The 19,155-nt window shown below is 67.9% G+C and carries 16 protein-coding genes and 2 tRNA genes; 8 read left to right on the top strand and 10 right to left on the bottom strand.

Annotated elements, in window-relative coordinates; all coding sequences use genetic code 11:
* Positions 1–51: 51 nt before the first annotated feature.
* On the bottom strand, positions 52–1,047 hold the full coding sequence (locus tag ACFYTS_RS05390; protein ID WP_357279189.1) for an NAD(P)H-dependent glycerol-3-phosphate dehydrogenase: 996 nt from the start codon (positions 1,045–1,047) through the stop codon (positions 52–54).
* A 272-nt stretch (positions 1,048–1,319) separates the two neighbouring features.
* Here ACFYTS_RS05390 and cofC point away from each other — a divergent pair, with 272 nt between their 5' ends.
* From cofC to ACFYTS_RS05375, 3 genes are all read left to right on the top strand, one after another.
* Positions 1,320–2,033, top strand: coding sequence for a 2-phospho-L-lactate guanylyltransferase (gene cofC, locus ACFYTS_RS05385; RefSeq protein WP_357279191.1), 714 nt, complete (start codon positions 1,320–1,322; stop codon positions 2,031–2,033).
* A gap of 62 nt (positions 2,034–2,095) precedes the next feature.
* Positions 2,096–4,303 (top strand): RNA degradosome polyphosphate kinase, encoded by a 2,208-nt coding sequence (locus tag ACFYTS_RS05380; protein WP_357279193.1) that lies wholly within the window; start codon positions 2,096–2,098, stop codon positions 4,301–4,303.
* Positions 4,300–5,262 carry an NUDIX domain-containing protein gene (locus ACFYTS_RS05375; protein WP_387301523.1) on the top strand — a complete coding sequence of 321 codons (963 nt, stop codon included), beginning with the start codon at positions 4,300–4,302 and terminating at the stop codon, positions 5,260–5,262. The genes ACFYTS_RS05380 and ACFYTS_RS05375 overlap by 4 nt, the downstream gene beginning before the upstream one ends.
* Before the next feature lie 231 nt (positions 5,263–5,493).
* On the opposite strand, the gene ACFYTS_RS05370 is transcribed toward ACFYTS_RS05375, so the two are convergent.
* The 3 genes from ACFYTS_RS05370 to leuC all read right to left on the bottom strand — a co-directional run bounded on the left by ACFYTS_RS05370 (position 5,494) and on the right by leuC (position 8,386).
* Positions 5,494–6,138 (bottom strand): HU family DNA-binding protein, encoded by a 645-nt coding sequence (locus tag ACFYTS_RS05370; RefSeq protein WP_357279197.1) that lies wholly within the window; start codon positions 6,136–6,138, stop codon positions 5,494–5,496.
* Positions 6,139–6,295: 157 nt separating this feature from the next.
* Complete coding sequence (gene leuD / locus ACFYTS_RS05365) at positions 6,296–6,904, bottom strand: 3-isopropylmalate dehydratase small subunit (RefSeq protein ID WP_357279199.1); 609 nt, start codon at positions 6,902–6,904, stop codon at positions 6,296–6,298.
* Between the two features lie 57 nt (positions 6,905–6,961).
* Positions 6,962–8,386 (bottom strand): 3-isopropylmalate dehydratase large subunit, encoded by a 1,425-nt coding sequence (gene leuC, locus ACFYTS_RS05360; RefSeq protein ID WP_387301520.1) that lies wholly within the window; start codon positions 8,384–8,386, stop codon positions 6,962–6,964.
* 135 nt (positions 8,387–8,521) lie between these two features.
* Between leuC and ACFYTS_RS05355 the strand changes: the two genes are divergently transcribed.
* Together ACFYTS_RS05355 and ACFYTS_RS05350 are read left to right on the top strand one after the other, a co-directional pair.
* Entirely contained in the window at positions 8,522–9,223 is a 702-nt protein-coding gene (locus ACFYTS_RS05355) for an IclR family transcriptional regulator (RefSeq protein ID WP_357097580.1), read from the top strand.
* Between the two features lie 230 nt (positions 9,224–9,453).
* Positions 9,454–9,954, top strand: a complete 501-nt coding sequence (locus tag ACFYTS_RS05350; protein ID WP_357279204.1) for a PPOX class F420-dependent oxidoreductase — start codon at positions 9,454–9,456, stop codon at positions 9,952–9,954.
* 54 nt (positions 9,955–10,008) lie between these two features.
* Here ACFYTS_RS05350 and ACFYTS_RS05345 read toward each other — a convergent pair.
* The 4 genes from ACFYTS_RS05345 to ACFYTS_RS05330 all read right to left on the bottom strand — a co-directional run bounded on the left by ACFYTS_RS05345 (position 10,009) and on the right by ACFYTS_RS05330 (position 12,635).
* Positions 10,009–10,081 (bottom strand) — tRNA-Glu (locus ACFYTS_RS05345).
* 68 nt (positions 10,082–10,149) lie between these two features.
* Positions 10,150–10,221 (bottom strand) — tRNA-Gln (locus ACFYTS_RS05340).
* Between the two features lie 160 nt (positions 10,222–10,381).
* The gene (gltX, locus tag ACFYTS_RS05335; RefSeq protein ID WP_387301517.1) at positions 10,382–11,848 is read right to left on the bottom strand and encodes a glutamate--tRNA ligase; all 1,467 of its coding nucleotides are present in this window, start codon (positions 11,846–11,848) and stop codon (positions 10,382–10,384) included.
* A gap of 13 nt (positions 11,849–11,861) precedes the next feature.
* Entirely contained in the window at positions 11,862–12,635 is a 774-nt protein-coding gene (locus tag ACFYTS_RS05330; protein WP_387301515.1) for a fumarylacetoacetate hydrolase family protein, read from the bottom strand.
* A 326-nt stretch (positions 12,636–12,961) separates the two neighbouring features.
* Here ACFYTS_RS05330 and ACFYTS_RS05325 point away from each other — a divergent pair, with 326 nt between their 5' ends.
* Positions 12,962–14,140, top strand: a complete 1,179-nt coding sequence (locus tag ACFYTS_RS05325; protein ID WP_387301513.1) for an MFS transporter — start codon at positions 12,962–12,964, stop codon at positions 14,138–14,140.
* A gap of 227 nt (positions 14,141–14,367) precedes the next feature.
* Here ACFYTS_RS05325 and ACFYTS_RS05320 read toward each other — a convergent pair whose 3' ends face one another.
* Complete coding sequence (locus tag ACFYTS_RS05320) at positions 14,368–15,375, bottom strand: 3-isopropylmalate dehydrogenase (protein WP_357097590.1); 1,008 nt, start codon at positions 15,373–15,375, stop codon at positions 14,368–14,370.
* 182 nt (positions 15,376–15,557) lie between these two features.
* On the opposite strand from ACFYTS_RS05320, the gene ACFYTS_RS05315 reads away from it, so the two are divergent.
* Entirely contained in the window at positions 15,558–15,791 is a 234-nt protein-coding gene (locus ACFYTS_RS05315) for a hypothetical protein (RefSeq protein WP_387301511.1), read from the top strand.
* Positions 15,792–15,873: 82 nt separating this feature from the next.
* Here the strand turns inward: ACFYTS_RS05315 and serA are convergent, their stop codons facing one another.
* Positions 15,874–17,472 carry a phosphoglycerate dehydrogenase gene (gene serA / locus ACFYTS_RS05310; protein WP_357279216.1) on the bottom strand — a complete coding sequence of 533 codons (1,599 nt, stop codon included), beginning with the start codon at positions 17,470–17,472 and terminating at the stop codon, positions 15,874–15,876.
* Positions 17,473–18,208: 736 nt separating this feature from the next.
* Here serA and ACFYTS_RS05305 point away from each other — a divergent pair.
* Positions 18,209–19,012 carry a nucleotidyltransferase domain-containing protein gene (locus ACFYTS_RS05305; RefSeq protein WP_357279218.1) on the top strand — a complete coding sequence of 268 codons (804 nt, stop codon included), beginning with the start codon at positions 18,209–18,211 and terminating at the stop codon, positions 19,010–19,012.
* Positions 19,013–19,155: the final 143 nt, after the last annotated feature.

The following is a 19,155-nucleotide window of genomic DNA, read 5'->3' as shown; positions in this document are numbered from 1 at the left end:
CCGGTCGATTGTGGCGGCAGTGTTACGCGGTCGTCCCGACCCGGGCGTAGGTCATTCCGATTTGAGACGGCGTCCCTGCAGCTGCCCCACCGCTTCGGCCGCCGAGAGCCCCTCGTGGCACACCTGATGCACCGCGTTGGTCAGCGGCATCTCCACCCCGTGCGCGGCCGCCAGCGCCCGCACCGATGTGCAGGACTTCACACCCTCCACGACCTGGCCATGAGTCGCCTCGAGGGCGGTCTCCATGGTGCCGCCCGCGCCCAGCGCGTGCCCGAAGGACCGATTGCGCGACAGCGGCGAGGTGCAGGTGGCCACCAGATCACCGACACCGGCCAGTCCGGCGAAGGTCACCGGCTCCGCGCCGACCGCCACTCCCAGCCGGATGATCTCGGCCAGCCCGCGCGTGATGAGGGTGGCGATCGAGTTGTCACCCAACCCCATGCCCGAGGCGATCCCGCAGGCGAGCGCGATGACGTTCTTGCACGCCCCGCCGATCTCGCAGCCGATCACGTCGGAATTGGTGTACGGCCGGAAATAGCCGGTGGCACAGGCGTGCTGCACCGCCTCCGCGCGCGCCACGTCCGGGCAGGCGATCACGGTCGCGGCGGGCTGCCCGGCCGCGATCTCGTGCGAGAGGTTGGGGCCCGACAGCACCGCGATGCGGTTCGGATCCGCACCGGAGACCTCCGCGATCACCTCGCTCATCCGCAGCAGCGTCCCGGTCTCGATGCCCTTGGCCAGACTCAGCAGCGTGGCCTCCGCCGGAATCAGGTCCTTCCAGGCCGCGAGATTGGCGCGCAGCGACTGCGACGGCACCGCCAGCACCACGATGTCGGCCCCGTCCAGCACGACGGCCGGATCATCGGACGCGGCCAGCGGCGGCAACACCACATCCGGCAGATACCAGGGATTTCGATGCTCGGTGGCCAGCACCTTGGCCACCTCCGGCCGCCGAGCCCACATGGTGGTCTCGGTTCCCGCCTCCGCCAACACCTTCGCGAACGCGGTCCCCCATGACCCCGCTCCCAACACCGCTGCCCTTGCCATCCAACAAATATATGCGCGCGCACCGTGAGCCACCCCGCAGTGGCGTCTCCCGAAAATTCGACGCCGCTCACGCGCCCGTCACCTACGAGTGGGAAGATTCGGACATGCTCGCGCCCCGCCGTGGTTCGACCCTCAGGTTCGCGGCCCGTCTCGGTTCTGGACTGCGCTCCGCCTCCCCGCGCTTGGAGCGGGGGAGCGAAGCGGAGGATCGGAGGAGGGAAGAACCGAGACCTCGGGGGCCGCGGACAGCCCGGAGCGAAGCGGAGGGCGAATTGGACACAGTGCACGCGGTCATCGCGGTCAAGAGCTTGGGACTCGCCAAGAGTCGGCTGGCCGATGGGCTGGCGCCCGAGTACCGGCCCCGGCTGGTGCTGGCCATGTTGGCCGACACCGTGACCGCGGCCGCGACGACGCGTGGCATCGCGTCGGTCACCGTCGTGACGCCGGATCCGGCCGTGTCGGATCTGGTTCGTGAACTCGGCGCGCGCGTGCATCCCGAACCCGAGGTGGTCCCCGCGCACACCACCGGTCTGAACGCGGCGCTGGCCGCGGGCGCGGACGCGGTGCGGCGGGCGCACGGTCCGGTCGATCTACTTGCCCTGCAAGCGGATCTGCCCGCGCTGCGTCCCGCCGAACTGGGCGAGCTGCTGGCGAGGGCCGGGCAGCGCCGGTCGGTGGTGACCGATCACGAGGGCAGTGGCACCGTCGCCCTGCTGGTGCGCGGTGGCGGGGACGATCCGCTGACCACCGCATTGAACCCGCTCTTCGGTCCGGACTCCGCCCGCCGCCATATCGCCGGGGGCGCGGTGGAGTTGCTGGGCGATTGGCCTGGACTGCGTCAGGACGTCGATACCGCCGCGGATCTCGAGCGCGCCGCCGCGCTCGGCGTCGGGCCGGCGACCAGCGCGCTACTCCGAGAAATCACCGTGTCGCAAGCGTGTCACGAAACCGGGAACAGGTGCCGGGCCGAATCATCACTGTCCTGACGCGGCGTGATCTGCGCTGCACTGGACGGTGTCAGAACAGCACCACACCCACGACATAAGGAATGATCGTGAGAGTGAGCGATACGGAAACCGTCAAGCAATCGCCGCTACTACCGGCGGCGCCGCCCGCGGCCACCCCACCGCCCACCGCGATACCGCCGCTGCCCGCGGACCGGTACGTCAATCGGGAACTCAGCTGGCTCGACTTCAACGCCCGCGTGCTCGCGCTGGCCGAGGACCGGTCGCAGCCGCTGCTCGAACGAGCCAAATTCCTCGCCATTTTCGCGTCGAATCTGGACGAGTTCTACATGGTGCGCGTCGCGGGGCTCAAGCGCCGCGCCGAGACCGGCCTGTCGGTACGGTCCGCCGACGGCCTGTCCCCCACCGAGCAGCTCGAGATGATCGCCGTCCGCACCCAGGAGATCGCCGCCCGGCACGCCCGCGTCTTCCTCGACCAGGTGCTGCCCGCGCTCACCGCCGAGGGCATCGACATCATCCGCTGGGCCGACCTGGAGGACAGCGAAAAGGAACGCCTGTCCGGATATTTCCAGGATCAGGTGTTCCCGGTGCTGACCCCGCTGGCGGTCGACCCGGCCCACCCCTTCCCCTACATCAGCGGCCTGAGTCTGAATCTCGCCGTGACGGTTAAGGATTCGGTGACCGGCGGCGAGCACTTCGCGCGCGTCAAGGTGCCCGACAATGTGGACCGCTTCGTGCGGGTCCGCCGCGCCGGCAACCGTGAATCCAATGCGGCACAAGGCCCGTCCGGTGCCACGTCGGGCCCGTCCCTGGCCGCCTTCCTCCCCATGGAGGAGCTGATCGCCGCGCACCTGGATCAGCTGTTCCCGGGAATGGAAGTGGTGGAACAGCATTCGTTCCGCATCACCCGCAATGCCGACCTGGAGGTCGAGGAGGACCGCGACGAGGACCTGCTGCAGGCCCTCGAACGCGAACTCGCCCGCCGCCGCTTCGGCTCTCCGGTGCGCCTGGAAGTCTCCGACGACATGACCGAGCACATGCTCGATCTGCTGCTCCGCGAACTCGACGTCGACCCCGCCGACGTCATCGAGGTGCCCGGCCTGCTCGACCTGTCCTGCCTGTGGCAGGTCTACGGCGTGGACCGGCCCAATCTCAAGGACGCCCCCTACGTCCCCGCCACCCCGCCCGCCTTCGGCGAACGCGAAACGCCCCGAAACGTTTTCGCCGCCCTGCGTGAGGGCGACGTGCTGGTGCACCACCCCTACGACTCCTTCTCCACCAGCGTGCAGCGGTTCATCGAACAGGCCGCCGCCGATCCGCAGGTGCTGGCCATCAAGCAGACCCTGTACCGCACCTCCGGCGACTCCCCCATCGTCAACGCCCTCATCGACGCCGCCGAGGCGGGCAAGCAGGTGGTGGCGCTGGTCGAGATCAAGGCCCGCTTCGACGAGCAGGCCAACATCAAATGGGCGCGGGCGCTGGAGCAGGCGGGCGTGCACGTGGTCTACGGCCTGGTCGGACTCAAGACCCACTGCAAGACCTGCCTGGTGGTGCGGCGCGAGGGAGCCACCATCCGTCGCTACTGTCACATCGGCACCGGGAATTACAACCCCAAGACCGCGCGCCTGTACGAGGACGTCGGATTGCTCACCGCCGCACCGGAGATCGGCGCGGACCTCACCGACCTGTTCAACTCGCTGACCGGCTATTCGCGAAAGGCCAACTACCGCAACCTGCTGGTGGCCCCGGTCGGCGTCCGCGCCGGGATCATCGAGCGGATCGAACGCGAGATCGAACTGGCACGCGAGGGCGCCGACGCGCGAATCCGCGTGAAGGCCAACGCCATCGTCGACGAACAGGTCATCGACGCGCTCTACCGGGCCTCCCAGGCCGGGGTGCCGGTCGAGATCGTGGTGCGCGGCATCTGCGGCCTGCGCCCCGGCGTGCCCGGCATGAGCGACAACATCCAGGTGCGCTCGATTCTCGGGCGGTACCTGGAACATTCGCGGGTGCTGCACTTCCAGGCGCAGAACGAGTACTGGATCGGCTCGGCCGACATGATGCACCGCAACCTCGACCGGCGCGTGGAAGTGCTGGCGCAGGTGAAGGATCCGCGTCTGGCCAACCAGCTCGGACAGGTGTTCGACTCCGCCACCCACCCGGCCACCCGGTGCTGGGTGCTGCGCCCCGACGGCAGCTGGCAGGCCCAGCCCGGCCCCGAGGTGCCCTCGGACCAGATTCGCGACCACCAGGAATACCTCATGCGGCTGCGTCGTCCGGACCGCCAGTGAGCAGAACCACCAAGGACCCCGCCGCCGAGTTCACCGATCCACCGGTCAAGGCCAACATCCTCGCGGCGGGGGCGGTGTTGTGGCGGCACGCCCCGGGCACCGACGCCGTCGAGATCGCCCTCGTGCACCGCCCCAAGTACGACGACTGGTCACTGCCCAAAGGCAAGCTGGATCCCGGTGAGACGCCGGTGATCACGGCCGTGCGCGAGGTCACCGAGGAGACCGGGCTGAATTCGCGCCTGGGGCGCTATCTCGGCCACGTGACGTATCCGATCCCGGGCCATCGGAAGCTGAAACGGGTGGACTACTGGGCCGCCGAGGTCGTCGACGGGGCCTTCGAGTCCAACTCGGAAGTCGACGTCCTGCACTGGTACCGCCTCGACCGGGTGATGGACGCCGTCTCCTATCCCATGGATCGCACCATCATCCGCAACTTCCTGCGCCAGCCCGCCGACACCGCCACCCTGCTGCTGGTCCGGCACGCCAAGGCCGGGCGCAGCGACCGCTACATCGGCGACGACGACCTGCGGCCGCTCGAAAAGGCCGGTCGCGCACAGGCTCGCGCCCTGGCGCCCAACCTGCTCGCCTTCGGCGCGGCCGAAATCATCTCGGCCCCACCATCGCGCTGTGTCCAAACCGTGACCCCGCTGGCCGAGAAACTGGGCGTCGATATCGAATTGGAGCCGTTGTTCTCCGAATCCGGTTACGCGTCAGCACCCGATGCCGCCCGAAAACGCGCCCGCGACCTGGTTTCCACCGAGTCGGTCCGGGTGATCTCCAGTCAGGGCAAGGTGATTCCGGATCTGCTGGAGTGGTGGGCCGCCGAGGACGGGGTGAGCCTGCCACCGGCCCGCAATCGCAAGGGCAGCGTGTGGGTGCTGTCCTTCCACGGTGGCCGGCTGGTCGCCGCCGACCATCTCGACCGTGTTCTCGTCCCGACCGACCTACCCCAAGGCTGACCGGGTCATCTGTCGTCCGGCGGCCACCCAGAACCCTTGGAACGCCGCCGTACCGGCCGCCGTCCGGCCGAATCCACCCGGCGGACGGCCGATTCCGGCCCCCTACCGGCCCCCAACGCTCCCCCAACGCCCGAAAACCAGCCCCGGACATGCGAAACGGCCCGGCGATGCCGGGCCGTCTCACGTGTCGTCCTGCTCGAAAACCCCCGTCAGCGACGGGTTGTCGCCGGATTAGCGGCGCGCGGTGCGCTTGGCGGCGGCCTTCTTGGCGGGAGCCTTCTTGGCCGCCTTCTTGGCCGTGGTGGCCTTCGAGGCGGTGACCTTCTTGGCGACCGCGGCCTTCTTGACCGCAGCGGCCTTGGCCGGAGCCTTCTTTGCGACCGTCTTCTTCACGGCGGCCTTCTTGGCGACCGCCTTCTTCACGGCGGCCTTCTTGGCGGGGGCCTTCGACGCCGCCTTCTTGGCGGTGGTCTTGGCCGGAGCCTTGGTGGCGGCCTTCTTCGCGGTCTTCTTGGCGGTGGTCTTCTTCGCACCGGCCTTGCCCGAAACCGGGGCAGCCACACCACGCTTCACAGCCGGGCCGCTCGAGGCGATCTTCTGCTTGCCCGCGATGATCGCCTTGAACTGTGCACCGGGACGGAAGGCCGGGACCGAAGTCGGCTTCACCTTGACGGTTTCGCCGGTGCGCGGGTTGCGAGCGACACGCGCCGCGCGCTTCCGCTGCTCGAAGACGCCGAATCCCGTGATGGTGACGCTCTGACCTTTGTTCACAGCACGCACGATCGTGTCGACCATCTGCTCGACAGCTGCAGTAGCGGTGCGCCTGTCAGTACCCAACTTCTCGGTCAGAACATCGATCAGTTCCGCCTTGTTCATTGAATCCTCCGCAGACTAATTGGCCCGTCGTCGGACCGACTAGGTACCACGGTAAACCCTTTCGGGGCAAGAGTCTATGTGCCACGCGGAAATACATGACGCATGGCACACGCTCAGCTACCGGGTTTGAGGGCGTCCAGCTAACGCCCATCAATGATTACGTCTGCGAAATACGGGCCGGAATGGTTGCGGGTTTCCAAGTCGGCCTTGCGTTTTCGAACTGGCCGATCTCGTCGCTGTGCCGGAGAGTGAGACCGATGTCGTCCAGGCCTTCCAGCAGGCGCCACCGCGTGTAGTCGTCAATATCGAACGGCAACACGACGGTTCCGGCCGACACGGTCCGCGCCTCGAGGTCCACCGCCAATTCCAAACCCGGCTGTTCCTCGAGCAACTTCCAGAGCAATTCCACATCGCTCTGGGCCATCCGGGCCGTCAGAAGCCCGTCCTTGCCCGCGTTCCCACGGAAGATGTCGGCGAAGCGAGAGGAGATCACCACCCGGAACCCGAAGTCCTTGAGGGCCCAAACCGCGTGCTCACGTGACGATCCGGTCCCGAAATCCGGACCGGCGACCAGGACACTACCCCGGTTGTAAGGCTCGGTGTTCAGAATGAAGTTCGGATCCGTCCGCCATGCCGCGAACAGGCCGTCCTCGAAACCCGTTCGGGTTACGCGCTTCAGATAGACGGCCGGGATGATCTGGTCGGTGTCGACATTGGATCGGCGCAACGGAACACCGATCCCCTTGTGGACCTTGAAGGCTTCCATCGTTGTTTCTCCTGAGTCAGTGGGGGCAGCGGCATCTGGGCCGCTACCGGCGGGCGATCAGTTCAGATCCGCAGGTGAGGACAGGGTTCCGCGCACCGCGGTGGCCGCCGCGACCAGCGGCGAGACCAGGTGCGTACGCCCGCCCTTGCCCTGTCGCCCTTCGAAGTTGCGGTTCGAGGTGGCGGCACAGCGCTGACCGGGGGAAAGCTGATCCGGGTTCATGCCCAGGCACATCGAGCAGCCCGGCTGACGCCATTCCGCGCCCGCGGCGGTGAAAATCTCGCCCAGACCCTCCTTTTCCGCCTGCAACCGCACCCGCATCGAGCCCGGCACGATCAGCATCCGCACCCCGCCCGCGACCTTGCGGCCCTTCAGGATGTCGGCCACCGCGCGCAGATCCTCGATCCGGCCGTTGGTGCACGAACCCACGAAAACCGTGTCCACGGCGACGTCCCGCAGCGGGGTACCCGGCGTCAGGTCCATATATTCCAGCGCCTTCTCGGCGGCGGCGCGCTCGTTCTCGTCGACGATCTGCTCCGGATCCGGCACCGAGTCGCCCAGCGGCGCACCCTGTCCCGGGTTGGTGCCCCAGGTGACGAAGGGGGTCAGCGCGGACCCGTCCAGATGCACCTCGGCGTCGAAAACCGCGCCCTCGTCGGTCTTCAAGGCGTCCCAGGCCGCCACGGCGGCATCCCAGTCCGCGCCCTGCGGGGCGTGCGGACGGCCCTTCAGGTACTCGTAGGTGACCTCGTCGGGGGCCACCATGCCCGCCCGGGCGCCGGCCTCGATCGACATGTTGCACATGGTCATCCGGGCCTCCATGGACATGGAGCGCACGGCCTCGCCGCGGTACTCCAGCACAAAGCCCTGACCGCCGCCGGTGCCGATCTGCGCGATGACCGCCAGGATGACGTCCTTGGAGGTGACGCCGTCGGGCAGCCGACCGTCGATATTGATGGCCATGGTCTTGAACGGGCGCAGCGACAGCGTCTGCGTCGCCAGCACGTGTTCCACTTCCGAGGTGCCGATACCCATCGCCAGCGCGCCGAACGCACCGTGGGTGGAGGTGTGCGAATCACCGCACACCACGGTGGTTCCCGGCTGGGTCAGGCCCAGCTGCGGGCCCACCACGTGCACGATGCCCTGCTCGACGTCGCCCATGGGGTGCAGGCGGACACCGAATTCCTGGCAGTTCTTGCGCAGCGTCTCGACCTGCAGGCGCGAGACCGGGTCCGCGATCGGCTTGTCGATGTCGGCGGTCGGGACGTTGTGATCCTCGGTGGCGATGGTGAGATCCGGGCGCCGGACCGGGCGGCCCGCGGCGCGCAGGCCGTCGAACGCCTGCGGGCTGGTGACCTCGTGCACCAGGTGCAGGTCGATGTAGATGAGGTCGGGCTGGCGGTGCTCGCCCTCGCCTTCGCCGCGCACGACGACATGCTCGTCCCAGACCTTCTCCGCCAGAGTGCGTGGCCGGTCGGCCATAGCTCCATCACCTCTCGATAGACATTCCCGTGCCCGGGCTGGTGACACGGTGGCTCGCGTCCGATGCCGGGGAGCGGCCGGTTTGCCGCGCAGTCAATTTGCATTTCCCAACATGCGAGACGCTAATATCGTTCTATGAGACAGCATAGCGGTATCGGGGTTCTGGACAAAGCCATGGCCGTCCTGCACGCCGTAGCCGAGCAACCCTGCGGCCTCAACGAGCTGTGCGCCCGCACCGGCCTGCCCCGCGCCACCGCGCATCGCCTGGCAGTGGGCCTGGAGACGCATCGCATGCTGGCCCGCGACAGCCAGGGCCTGTGGCGGCCCGGTCCGGCCCTGTCGGAACTGGCGACAACCGCCAGCGACCCGCTCCTGGACGCCGCCTCCTCCATCCTGCCGCGCCTGCGCGAGATCACCGGCGAGAGCGTGCAGCTCTACCGCCGCGACGGCAATGCCCGCGTCTGCGTGGCGGCCATGGAACCGGCCGCGGGCCTGCGCGACACCGTGCCCATCGGGGCCCGACTACCGCTCACCGCGGGCTCGGCCGCGAAGGTCCTGCTGGCCTGGGCCGATCCCGAATCGCAGCGGAGCATCCTGCCCGAGGCCGTCTTCGGCGAGCGCGCGCTGGCCGAGGTCCGCCGCCGCGGCTGGGCGCAGAGCGCGGCCGAGCGCGCGGCCGGGGTGGCCAGCGTGTCCGCGCCGGTGCGCGACGCGGCGGGCGGCGTGATCGCGGCCGTCTCGGTCTCCGGACCCATCGACCGCATGGGCCGCCGCCCGGGCGCACGCTGGGCCGCGGACCTGGTGGCCGCCGCCGACGCCCTCCACAAGCGTCTCTGACGGACTTTGCGGCCCGGGGTGACCCCTCGGGGTCACCACAGCCGTCACGACAGCCTCAGCGGCCGCTCGACACTCCCGACAGCCCACGAACAGGGCGCCGATCACAGCCCCCGCCGGATCCGGCGGGGGCTGCGGCGTCTCCGAGGCCCGGCAACCGGCCGGTGAAGCCCGCGAGTGGCAGGAAATGGCCGGTGTGACCGCGCTCATACGCCGTAAATTACAGTCGGCCCATGGGAGTTAATCAACGCGCGCAGATCGTGATGTCCGACGAGGAGATCACGGGATTCCTCGAGCGCAGCCGGGTCGCCACCATGGCCACGCTGAGCGCCGAGGGCAGGCCGCACCTGGTGGCCATGTGGTACGCGCTCATCGACGGCGAGATCTGGTTCGAGACCAAGGCCAAGGCCCAGAAGACGGTGAATCTGCGGCGCGATCCGCGTATCACCGTGATGGTCGAGGCCGGCGACACCTACGACCAGTTGCGCGGCATTTCCATCGAGGGCCGCGCCGAGGTCGTCGACGACCCCGAGGCGCTGTTCAAAGTGGGAATCAGCGTGTGGGAACGCTATACCGGGCCCTACAGCGAAGAGATGAAGCCGTTCGTGGAGCAGATGCTGCACAAGCGGGTGGCGGTGCGTGTGGTGCCCGAGCGGACCCGCAGCTGGGATCACCGCAAACTCGGCCTGCCCGCCATGCCGCTGGGCGGCAGCACCCACGGTCAGGAGCCCTAAGAACCCCGGAAACAGCGAAGGCCCCCAGCCGGTTGGCTGGGGGCCTTCACTTTGTAGTCCCGACGGGATTTGAACCCGCGCTACCGCCTTGAGAGGGCGGCGTCCTAGGCCGCTAGACGACGGGACCAGGATGAGATTCCGGCGGATTTCGCAATCCACCGGCCTTCTCGAATTCGAGAGCCGGAGCTCTCGCAGCTGGGGTACCAGGACTCGAACCTAGAATGGCTGAACCAGAATCAGCTGTGTTGCCAATTACACCATACCCCATTGACCTGGGCTTTCAGGATCTCCCCGGAGGAAGTTCCTGGCTGCTCTGCGGCCGAGAAGAAGATTAGCAGCATCCCCCGGTAGATACACAAACCGGCTGTTCAGAGGCCGGTTTGTGCATCAATTTCGGCGTACCCTCAGGCCCTGCCGGACACCGGCGTCAGCCGATCTCCGCGAGGGCCGCGCGCAACCGGTCCATGGTGACCTCGCGACCCAGCAGTTCCATCGACTCGTAGAGCGGCGGGCTGATGTGGGATCCGGTCACCGCGACGCGCACCGGGGTGAACGCCTTGCGCGGCTTGAGCTCGAGCTCCTCGATCAGCGCGGTATTCAGCGCGGTCTCGAGCGGGGCCGTGGCCCATTCCGAGACGCCTTCGAGGGCTTTCACCGTCGCCTGCAGCACCGGAGCGGCATCGGCGCCCAGATTCTTTTCCCTCGCGGCCGGGTCGATCGCGAAGTCCGCGGGCGCGATGAACAGGAACTTCAGCAGATCCCAGGCATCCCCGAGCACCTTGATGCGGGTCTGCACGAGATCGGCCGCGGTTTCGAACAGCTTCTCGTCGATCTCGGCGCCGATATGTCCGTGCCCGGTGAGGTACTCCCGCAGCCGGTGAGCAAAATCACCGGGGGTGAGCATCCGAATATGTTCGGCGTTGAGTGCGTCGGCCTTCTTCTGATCGAATCGGGCCGGATTCGAATTCACCTTCGAGATTTCGAACGCCGCCACCATCTCCGCCATGGAGAAGACGTCATGATCATCGGCGATGCTCCAGCCGAGCAGTGCCAGATAATTCAGCAAACCCTCGGGAATGAACCCGCGGTCGCGGTGATGGAACAGATTCGACTCCGGATCACGCTTGGACAACTTCTTGTTGCCCTGGCCCATCACGAAGGGCAGATGACCGAACTCGGGGGTGAACTCCGCGACGCCGATTCGTTTCAACGAGTCGTAGAGCGCGAGCTGACGCGGGGTGGAAGACAGCAGGTCCTCGCCGCGCAGCACGTGGGTGATCTTCATCATCGCGTCGTCGACCGGGTTGACCAGCGTATAGAGCGGATCGCCATTACCGCGGGTGAGCGCGAAGTCGGGAACCACGCCCGCGCGGAAGGTGGTCTCGCCGCGCACCAGGTCGTTCCAGGTGAGGTCGCGGTCGGGCATGCGCAGGCGCACCACCGCGGGGCGGCCCTCGGCCTTGTAGGCGGCGATCTGCTCGTCGGTCAGGTCGCGGTCGAAGTTGTCGTAGCCCAGCTTGGGGTCGCGGCCGGCGGCCTTGTGGCGGGCCTCGACTTCCTCTGGAGTGGAGAAGGACTCGTAGGCCTCCCCCGCCGCCAGCAGGCGCTGCACCACGTCGAGGTGGATCTCGCGTCGCTGTGACTGCCGGTAGGGCGCGTGGGGGCCGCCGACCTCGGGCCCCTCGTCCCAGGTCAGGCCGAGCCAGCGCAGGGCGTCGAGGATGGCCGCGTAGGACTCCTCGGAATCGCGTGCGGCGTCGGTGTCTTCGATGCGGAAGACGAAGGTGCCGCCGTGGTGGCGCGCGAAGGCCCAGTTGAACAGGGCGGTGCGGACCAGACCCACGTGCGGCGTGCCGGTGGGTGACGGGCAGAAACGAACCCGGACGTCAGACATGGCTCTCTTTCGTTCAGCGTTTGGCGGCAACGGGATTGGACAGGGTGCCGATACCGGACACGGTCACCGACACGGTCTGACCGGCCTGCAGCGGCCCGACGCCCTCGGGGGTGCCGGTGAGGATGACATCGCCCGGCAGCAGGGTCATTACGGCGGTGACCCATTCGATGAGCTTCGGAATATCGTGCAGCAGAAGTGAAGTGCGACTGCGCTGTTTCACCTGCCCGTCGACCTCGGTGACGATCTCCAGATCCGAAGGGTCCAGCGCGGTCTCGATCCACGGGCCGAGCGGGCAGAAGGTGTCGTAGCCCTTGGCACGGGTCCACTGGCCGTCGTGTCGCTGCTGGTCACGGGCGGTGACGTCATTGGCGACGGTGTAGCCCAGGATGACCTCGTTGGCACGGGCGGCGGGCACGTCCTTGCAGGGGCGGCCGATCACGATCGCCAGTTCGCCCTCGTAGTCCACCTGAGAAGAGCTGGGCGGCAGGATGATCGGGGCGTTGGGGCTCTGGATCGAGGTGCTGGGCTTCATGAAGATGACCGGGTCGGCCGGGGCCGGGCCGCCCATCTCCTCGGCGTGCGCGGCGTAGTTCTTGCCGATACAGATCACCTTGCTGGCCAGGATGGGGGCCAGCAGGCGCACATCGGCCAGCGGCCAGCTGCGACCGGTGAAGGTCGGGGTACCGAACGGGTGTTCGGCGATCTCTCGGGCGACGGCGTCGGAGCCGTCCCCTTCGATGCTGACGAAAGCGACTCCATCTGGGCTGGCAACTCGACCTAGGCGCATGGTTGGCATCCTATCGACCGGCTTCGACCTGCCCGAACGCGCCCGACCGCGGGGCCGGACCGGACCCGGGCGCAGTGGCGGGGCGGATGCGAGCGAGCGTCCCCGCGCGGGGCGGCATACCAGCCCCCGCCGCCCCGGACCGAATGTGGAATGCCCTTATACGCAAGCGAACTCGGGCTGGGCCGCAGGACTCACAAGGTCAACCCCCGAATGTGAGCAAACAGACAGCTCGCCCCGGAAATCGCCTTGCGCCCCAGGTGTACCGTAAGACCGAATGTTCAAAGTGTAAGACGTCTATTCCATATAATGAGACGCGAGGTGAGGTCATGACCACCGTGACGGAGATGGGAACGACACGACGGTGGACCATGCTGGGCCTCGGCGTCTTCGCCCAGACCGCCAGCGCCGTGATGGTGAACGGCGCCGCCTTCCTGCTGCCCGCGCTGAGCCAGCGCGGAATGCCGCTGGCCACCGCCGGTCTGCTGGTGGCCATGCCCCTGGTCGGCCTGTGCTGCACGCTGATCGCGTGGGGCTGGGTGGTCGATCGGGTCGGCGAGCGCAAGGCGCTGGTGGCCGGTCCGGCGGTCATGTTCGCGGCCGGCCTGGCCGCCGCCACCGTCTCGAACTACGTTGCGCTGGGAGCCTTGCTGTTCCTGGCCGGGGCGGGCGCGGGCAGCACCAACGGCGCCAGCGGGCGGGTCATCGTGGGCTGGTTCCCGACCGATCAGCGCGGGCTGGCCATGGGCATCCGGCAGACCGCACAGCCGCTGGGCGTGGCGATCGGGGCGCTGGCGATCCCGGCCATCGCTGCGGCGCACGGGTTCTCGATGGCGGTGCTGGTGCCCGCGGTGCTGGCGGGCGCGGCCGCGATCGGCTGCCTGGCCGGGATTGTGGATCCGCCGCGACCCGAATCCGCGGGGGGCTCAGGGCGTCCCGCGAATCCGTACCGCGGGGACTCCACGCTGCTGCGCATCCACGTGGTGTCGGTGCTGCTGGTCATCCCCCAGGCCACCATCTGGACGTTCGGCCTGCTGTGGCTGCACCGCGATGTGGGCCTGTCGCTGCCCGCGGCGGGCGCACTGGTGACGGTAACCCAGATCCTGGGCGCGGCCGGGCGGATCGGCGCGGGCGTGTGGTCGGACCGGGTGGGCAGCCGCTTGCGGCCGCTGCGCACGGTGGCGATGGCGGCGGTAATCTCCCTGTCCGCCTTGGCCGTAGCGGCCTGGACGCAGCAGTGGTGGGCGGCGATCCCGATCCTGATCGCGGCCTCGATCATCACGGTGGCCGACAATGGCCTGGCCTTCACGGCGGTGGCCGAGATCGCGGGACCGTATTGGTCGGGTCGTGGGCTGGGTATCCAGAACACCGGCCAGAATCTGGCGGCGGCCGCGATCGCCCCGGCCTTCGGCGCACTGATCACGGCGGCCGGTTTTCCGGTCACCTACCTGCTGACGGCGCTGATCGCACTGGCGGCAGTCCCGTTGGTACCCAGGGGTTCCCGGTAGCGGCTGATTCGCGGCAAATCAGGAAGACCTGCGCCCGTTACGTTTTCGCATCCGAATGCATTTGTGCGATACGCCTCACTATCCGGACGAAACGCCCCTCTGCCCCAGTTGATTTCACCGAATCCACTCCAGGATGACACTCCGGCGAGGCTCGGGCACGACGACGAAGCCCCCGTTCCGCGGTTGCGGGACGGGGGCTCCGGTCGTGCATGGGTGGCGCGTAAACCCTAGAGCGACGCGGCGATCCGGTCGCCGACCTCGACGGTCGAGGCGGCGCCCGAGCGCGAGGCCAGGTCCTTGGCGACGGCGGCCTCGATGCGCGCGGCCTCCTCGGTCTTGCCGAGGTGGTTCAGCAGCAGCGACACCGACAGGATGGCGGCGGTCGGGTCGGCCTTGGACTGGCCCGCGATGTCGGGGGCCGAACCGTGGACCGGCTCGAACATCGACGGGTTGGTGCCCGAGGCGTCGATATTGCCCGAAGCTGCCAGGCCGATGCCACCGGAGACGGCGGCGGCCAGGTCGGTGATGATGTCGCCGAACAGGTTGTCGGTGACGATCACGTCGAAGCGGCCCGGGTCGGTGACCATGTGGATGGTGGCGGCATCGATGTGCTGGTAGGCGGTCTCGATATCCGGGTACTCGGCGCCGACCTCGGCCACGGTGCGCGACCACAGCGAACCGGCGAAGGCCAGCACGTTGTTCTTGTGCACCAGGGTCAGGTGCTTGCGGCGCTTGCGGGCGGTCTCGAAGGCGTAGCGGACCACGCGCTCGACGCCGAAGCGGGTGTTGGTGGAGACCTCGGTGGCCACCTCGTGCGGGGTGTTGACGCGGATCGCGCCGCCGGTGCCGGTGTACGGACCCTCGGTGCCCTCACGCACGACCACGAAGTCGATGTCCGGGTTCGAGGCCAGCGGGCTGGTGACGCCCGGGTACAGCTTCGAGGGGCGCAGGTTCACGTGGTGGTCCAGCTCGAAGCGGGTGCGCAGCAGCAGGCCGCGCTCGAGCAGGCCGGACTGCACCGACGGGTCGCCGATGGCGCCCAGCAGGATGGCGTCGTGCTGCTTGAGCTCCGGGATCACGTTCTCCGGGAGGATCTCGCCGGTGGCATGGAACCGCTTGGCTCCCAGGTCGTATGCGGTCTTCTCGACACCGGGCACCACCACGTCGAGCACCTTGAGGGCTTCGGCGATGACCTCGGGGCCGATACCGTCGCCCGGAATGACAGCGAGTTTCATGAAATCCATGCTCCGTTTCGATAACGCGCGGGTGGTCCTCTCCGCGCTGACAGGAGAGTCCCGGCAACGATAGCGGGTGCCGCCATGACCCCTTTCACCAGGGCGAATCGCTCCCAACCAGTGGGATCGGCGCGGTCGCGCGAAGCACTCGGTCGGCGGATAGCGCCGGTAGCGTCGGGAGGATGTTCGACAATCTCCGTCTCGAGCGCAAACTCCGCCGTCTGGAACGCAAGATCGATCTGATCCTCGAGCATCTCGGCATCGACGATCCCGACAGCGCCATCGACTACACCGCGATCGACGAGCATTTGCTGCGCGGCAAGAAGATCCACGCCATCAAGGCGTACCGCGAGCAGGATCCGACGGCCAGTCTGGTCGAGGCGCGCGACGCGGTCGAAGCCCGCGATCGCCCCTGACGGCGGTCCCCCACCCCACCGAACGCACCGGGCCCCCTCCACTTTTCGTGGAGAGGGCCCGGTGCGCGTTGTGCGAGGTCTACTAGTCGAGGCTGACCAGGGCGACCTTGGCCGCGCCGACGGCCTCGGCGATGGCGGTCTGGACCTCGGCCGGGACCTCCTTGTTGACGCGCAGCACGACCGTCGCGCCCTCGTCCACCAGGTCCTGGGTGAGCTGGGCGGCGAGGATGTCGATACCCGCGTCGCCGAGCTTGGTGGCCAGACGGCCCAGCTGGCCCGGCTTGTCCTCGTAGTTGAGGACGGCCAGGTTCAGGCCCTCGGCGCGCATGTCGTAGTTGCGGCCGTTGATGTTGACGATCTTCTCGACCTGGGCGGGCTCGGTCAGGGTGCCGGCCACGTTCAGGGTGCGGCCGTCGCCGAACACGGCGCGGAGGTCCACCAGGCTGCGGTGGGTCGGGGACTCGGTGTGGGTGGTGACTGTGGCCTCGAGGCCCCGCTCCTTGGCCAGCGACGGGGCGTTGACAAAGGTGACCGAGTCCTCGATGAGGGCCGAGAACACGCCGCGCAGCGCCGAGAGCTCGAACACCGCAACGTCTTCCGAGGACAGCTCGCCGCGGACCTGGACCTCGATGGAGACCGGCAGCTCGCTGGCCAGGGCGCCCAGCAGCGCGCCCTGCTTGCGGACGATGTCCAGCCACGGGGCGACGATCTCGTTGACCGCGCCACCGGTGACGTTCACCGCGCCCGGCACGAACTCACCGGCGAGGGCCAGCTGCACCGACTTGGCGACATCGGTGCCGGCGCGGTCCTGGGCCTCGGCGGTGGAGGCGCCCAGGTGCGGGGTGACGACGACCTGCGGCAGCTCGAACAGCGGGCTGTCGGTGGACGGCTCGGTCTCGAACACGTCGATGCCGGCGGCGCGCACGTGGCCGGAGGTGATGGCGTCGGCCAGGGCCTGCTCGTCGATCAGACCACCGCGGGCGGCGTTGACGATGATGACGCCCGGCTTGGTCTTGGCCAGGGTCTCCTTGTTCAGCATGCCCTTGGTCTCAGGGGTCTTGGGCAGGTGAATGGAGATGAAGTCGGCGCGCTCGAGCACCTCGTCTAGGGTCAGCAGCTCGATGCCCAGCTGGGCGGCGCGGGCCGGGGAGGTGTAGGGGTCGTACGCGACGATCTTGGTCTCGAAGGCGGCGAGACGCTGCGCGAACAGCTGGCCGATGCGGCCCAGGCCGATGACGCCGACGGTCTTGCCGAAGATCTCGACACCGTTGAACTTGCTGCGCTGCCAGGTGTGCTCGCGCAGGGTGGCGTCGGCGGCCGGGATCTGGCGCGCGGCCGAGAGCAGCAGCGAGACGGCGTGCTCGGCGGCGGTGTGAATGTTGGAGGTCGGCGCGTTGACGACCATGACGCCGCGCTCGGTGGCCGCGGGCACATCGACATTGTCGAGGCCGACGCCGGCGCGGGCGACGATCTTGAGGTTCTTGCCCGCCTCGAGCACCTCGGCGTCGACGGTGGTGGCCGAACGGACCAGCAGCGCATCGGCTTCCGGCACGGCGGCCAGCAGCTCCGGACGGTTCGGGCCGTCGACCCAGCGAACCTCGACGCCGGAGCCCAGCGCGTCGACGGTCGACTGGGCGAGCTTGTCGGCGATCAGAACAACAGGGCGGCCTGCTTGGCTCACGGTGGGGTACTCCTGAGGAAGGGATCCGGGATTTACGGGCGTCAGCTTAGTGGGCTGGGAATCGGGGCGCTTTACCGCCTGGTAGGCAACTGCCATCAAAGCCGTGAACTGCGGGTTTCCGGAGGGCTGCGCGAGTCTCGCGGGGAACGGGCCGCGCGGTACGGCTCGGTTGGGGCGATGTGATTCGGGCCGCTATTCCTGGGCAGGCGTTCAGGTTCGGGGCCGCCGGACCCCTGGTCACACCGGCCACGGGGATACCCGACCGCGGAAACGGGTCGTGCCGCAAAGGCGTTCGAGATAGCCGAAAGCCCGGCTTCGGAGCTACGGAGTCCGGGGCCGGGCTTTCGAAAGTCGAATAAATCGACGTCAGTAGTCCTTAGCGACCGAAAGAGCCGGTCCACAGGGTGTTCAGGATGCCGTGCAGAGCGGCCGAGCCGGTGTCGAGCAGGCCGTTCAGGGCAGCGGAACCGGTGTCGATGATAACGGGGATCATGGAAATACCTCTTCTGAAATCCGTAGGAACTTTCTGACGTAGAACCTATCGGACCGATTTCACGGCCCGTTACGGGGGATTAACACTATGTGACCGGCGTCACAGCCCCGGAATTCTGTGGTCCCGTTCATATGGGTGTCGAATTCCCGCCATATAACGTCGCTATCACACCCCTAATTCTGGGGGCCCGTCGTGCGAAAAACGCATGGACCAGCGCGATCCCGGGCGCTACCGTCGCCTGCCATGACCCTGCGCTCGATCCCCGCCTCCATGGACCCGGCGGTGGTCGCCACGATCGACGGCGAACTGGACCGGATCGTGCGCGAACACCGCGTCGACGTGCTGCTCGCCATCGAAAGCGGCAGCCGTGCCTGGGGATTCCCGTCCCCGGACTCCGACTACGACTGCCGCTTCGTCTACCTGCGCCCGGCCGACGACTACCTCACACCGTGGCCCGGACGCGATGTCATCGAGACGCCACTGGTGGGACTGCTCGATGTCAACGGCTGGGACCTGGTGAAGGCACTGCGCCTGCTGGTGAACGGCAATGCCGTGCTCATCGAATGGCTGATGTCGCCGATCGTGTATCGCGGCGACACCGGATTCCGGGACGAATTGCGCGCGCTCGCGGATGAAGTCGCGGACCGGGATCGGGTGGCTCGCCACTACCTGCATCTGGGCCGCCGGCAGTGGCGTCTATTCGATTCCAACCGCTCGTTGAAGAAGGTGTTCTATTCTTTGCGACCCGCAATGGCATTGCGATGGCTGCACGAACATCCAGACAATTCGGTCGCCCCGATGCATTTGCCGACCTTGCTCGGCGAGTGTGAGCTGAACAGCGATTTCGTGGAGTCCGTCCGGGAATTGACGGAATTGAAGTCACGCACGCGCGAAATGGGTTCCGGGGAGGTGCCCGCACCGATCACCGAGTTCATCTCGGTCGAGTTCGAGCGGGCCGCCCTGGAGTTCGTGGAGGTGGATCCGGAACGGCGGGAGCGGGCACAGGCCCGCTCGGCCGAGTTCTTCCGGCGGCGCGTGCGGGGCTGAGAGAATCCTCCGGGCATCGCCCGCGTCGGCCGGCCGGTTCAGGGACGAGCTGCGGCTCTGGACCGGCCCCCGGTGACCGCCCCAGATTGGGTCACCCCCAGATGTTGAAATCCATACGTTTCACTTAGGTCGAGCGATAGCTT

Origin of the sequence: Nocardia sp. NPDC004151, assembly GCF_042874235.1 — a bacterium.
In the GTDB taxonomy this organism is placed as follows: domain Bacteria; phylum Actinomycetota; class Actinomycetes; order Mycobacteriales; family Mycobacteriaceae; genus Nocardia.
The sequence above is the reverse complement of the archived record's forward strand: the minus strand, read 5'-3'. Positions and strand labels throughout refer to the sequence as shown.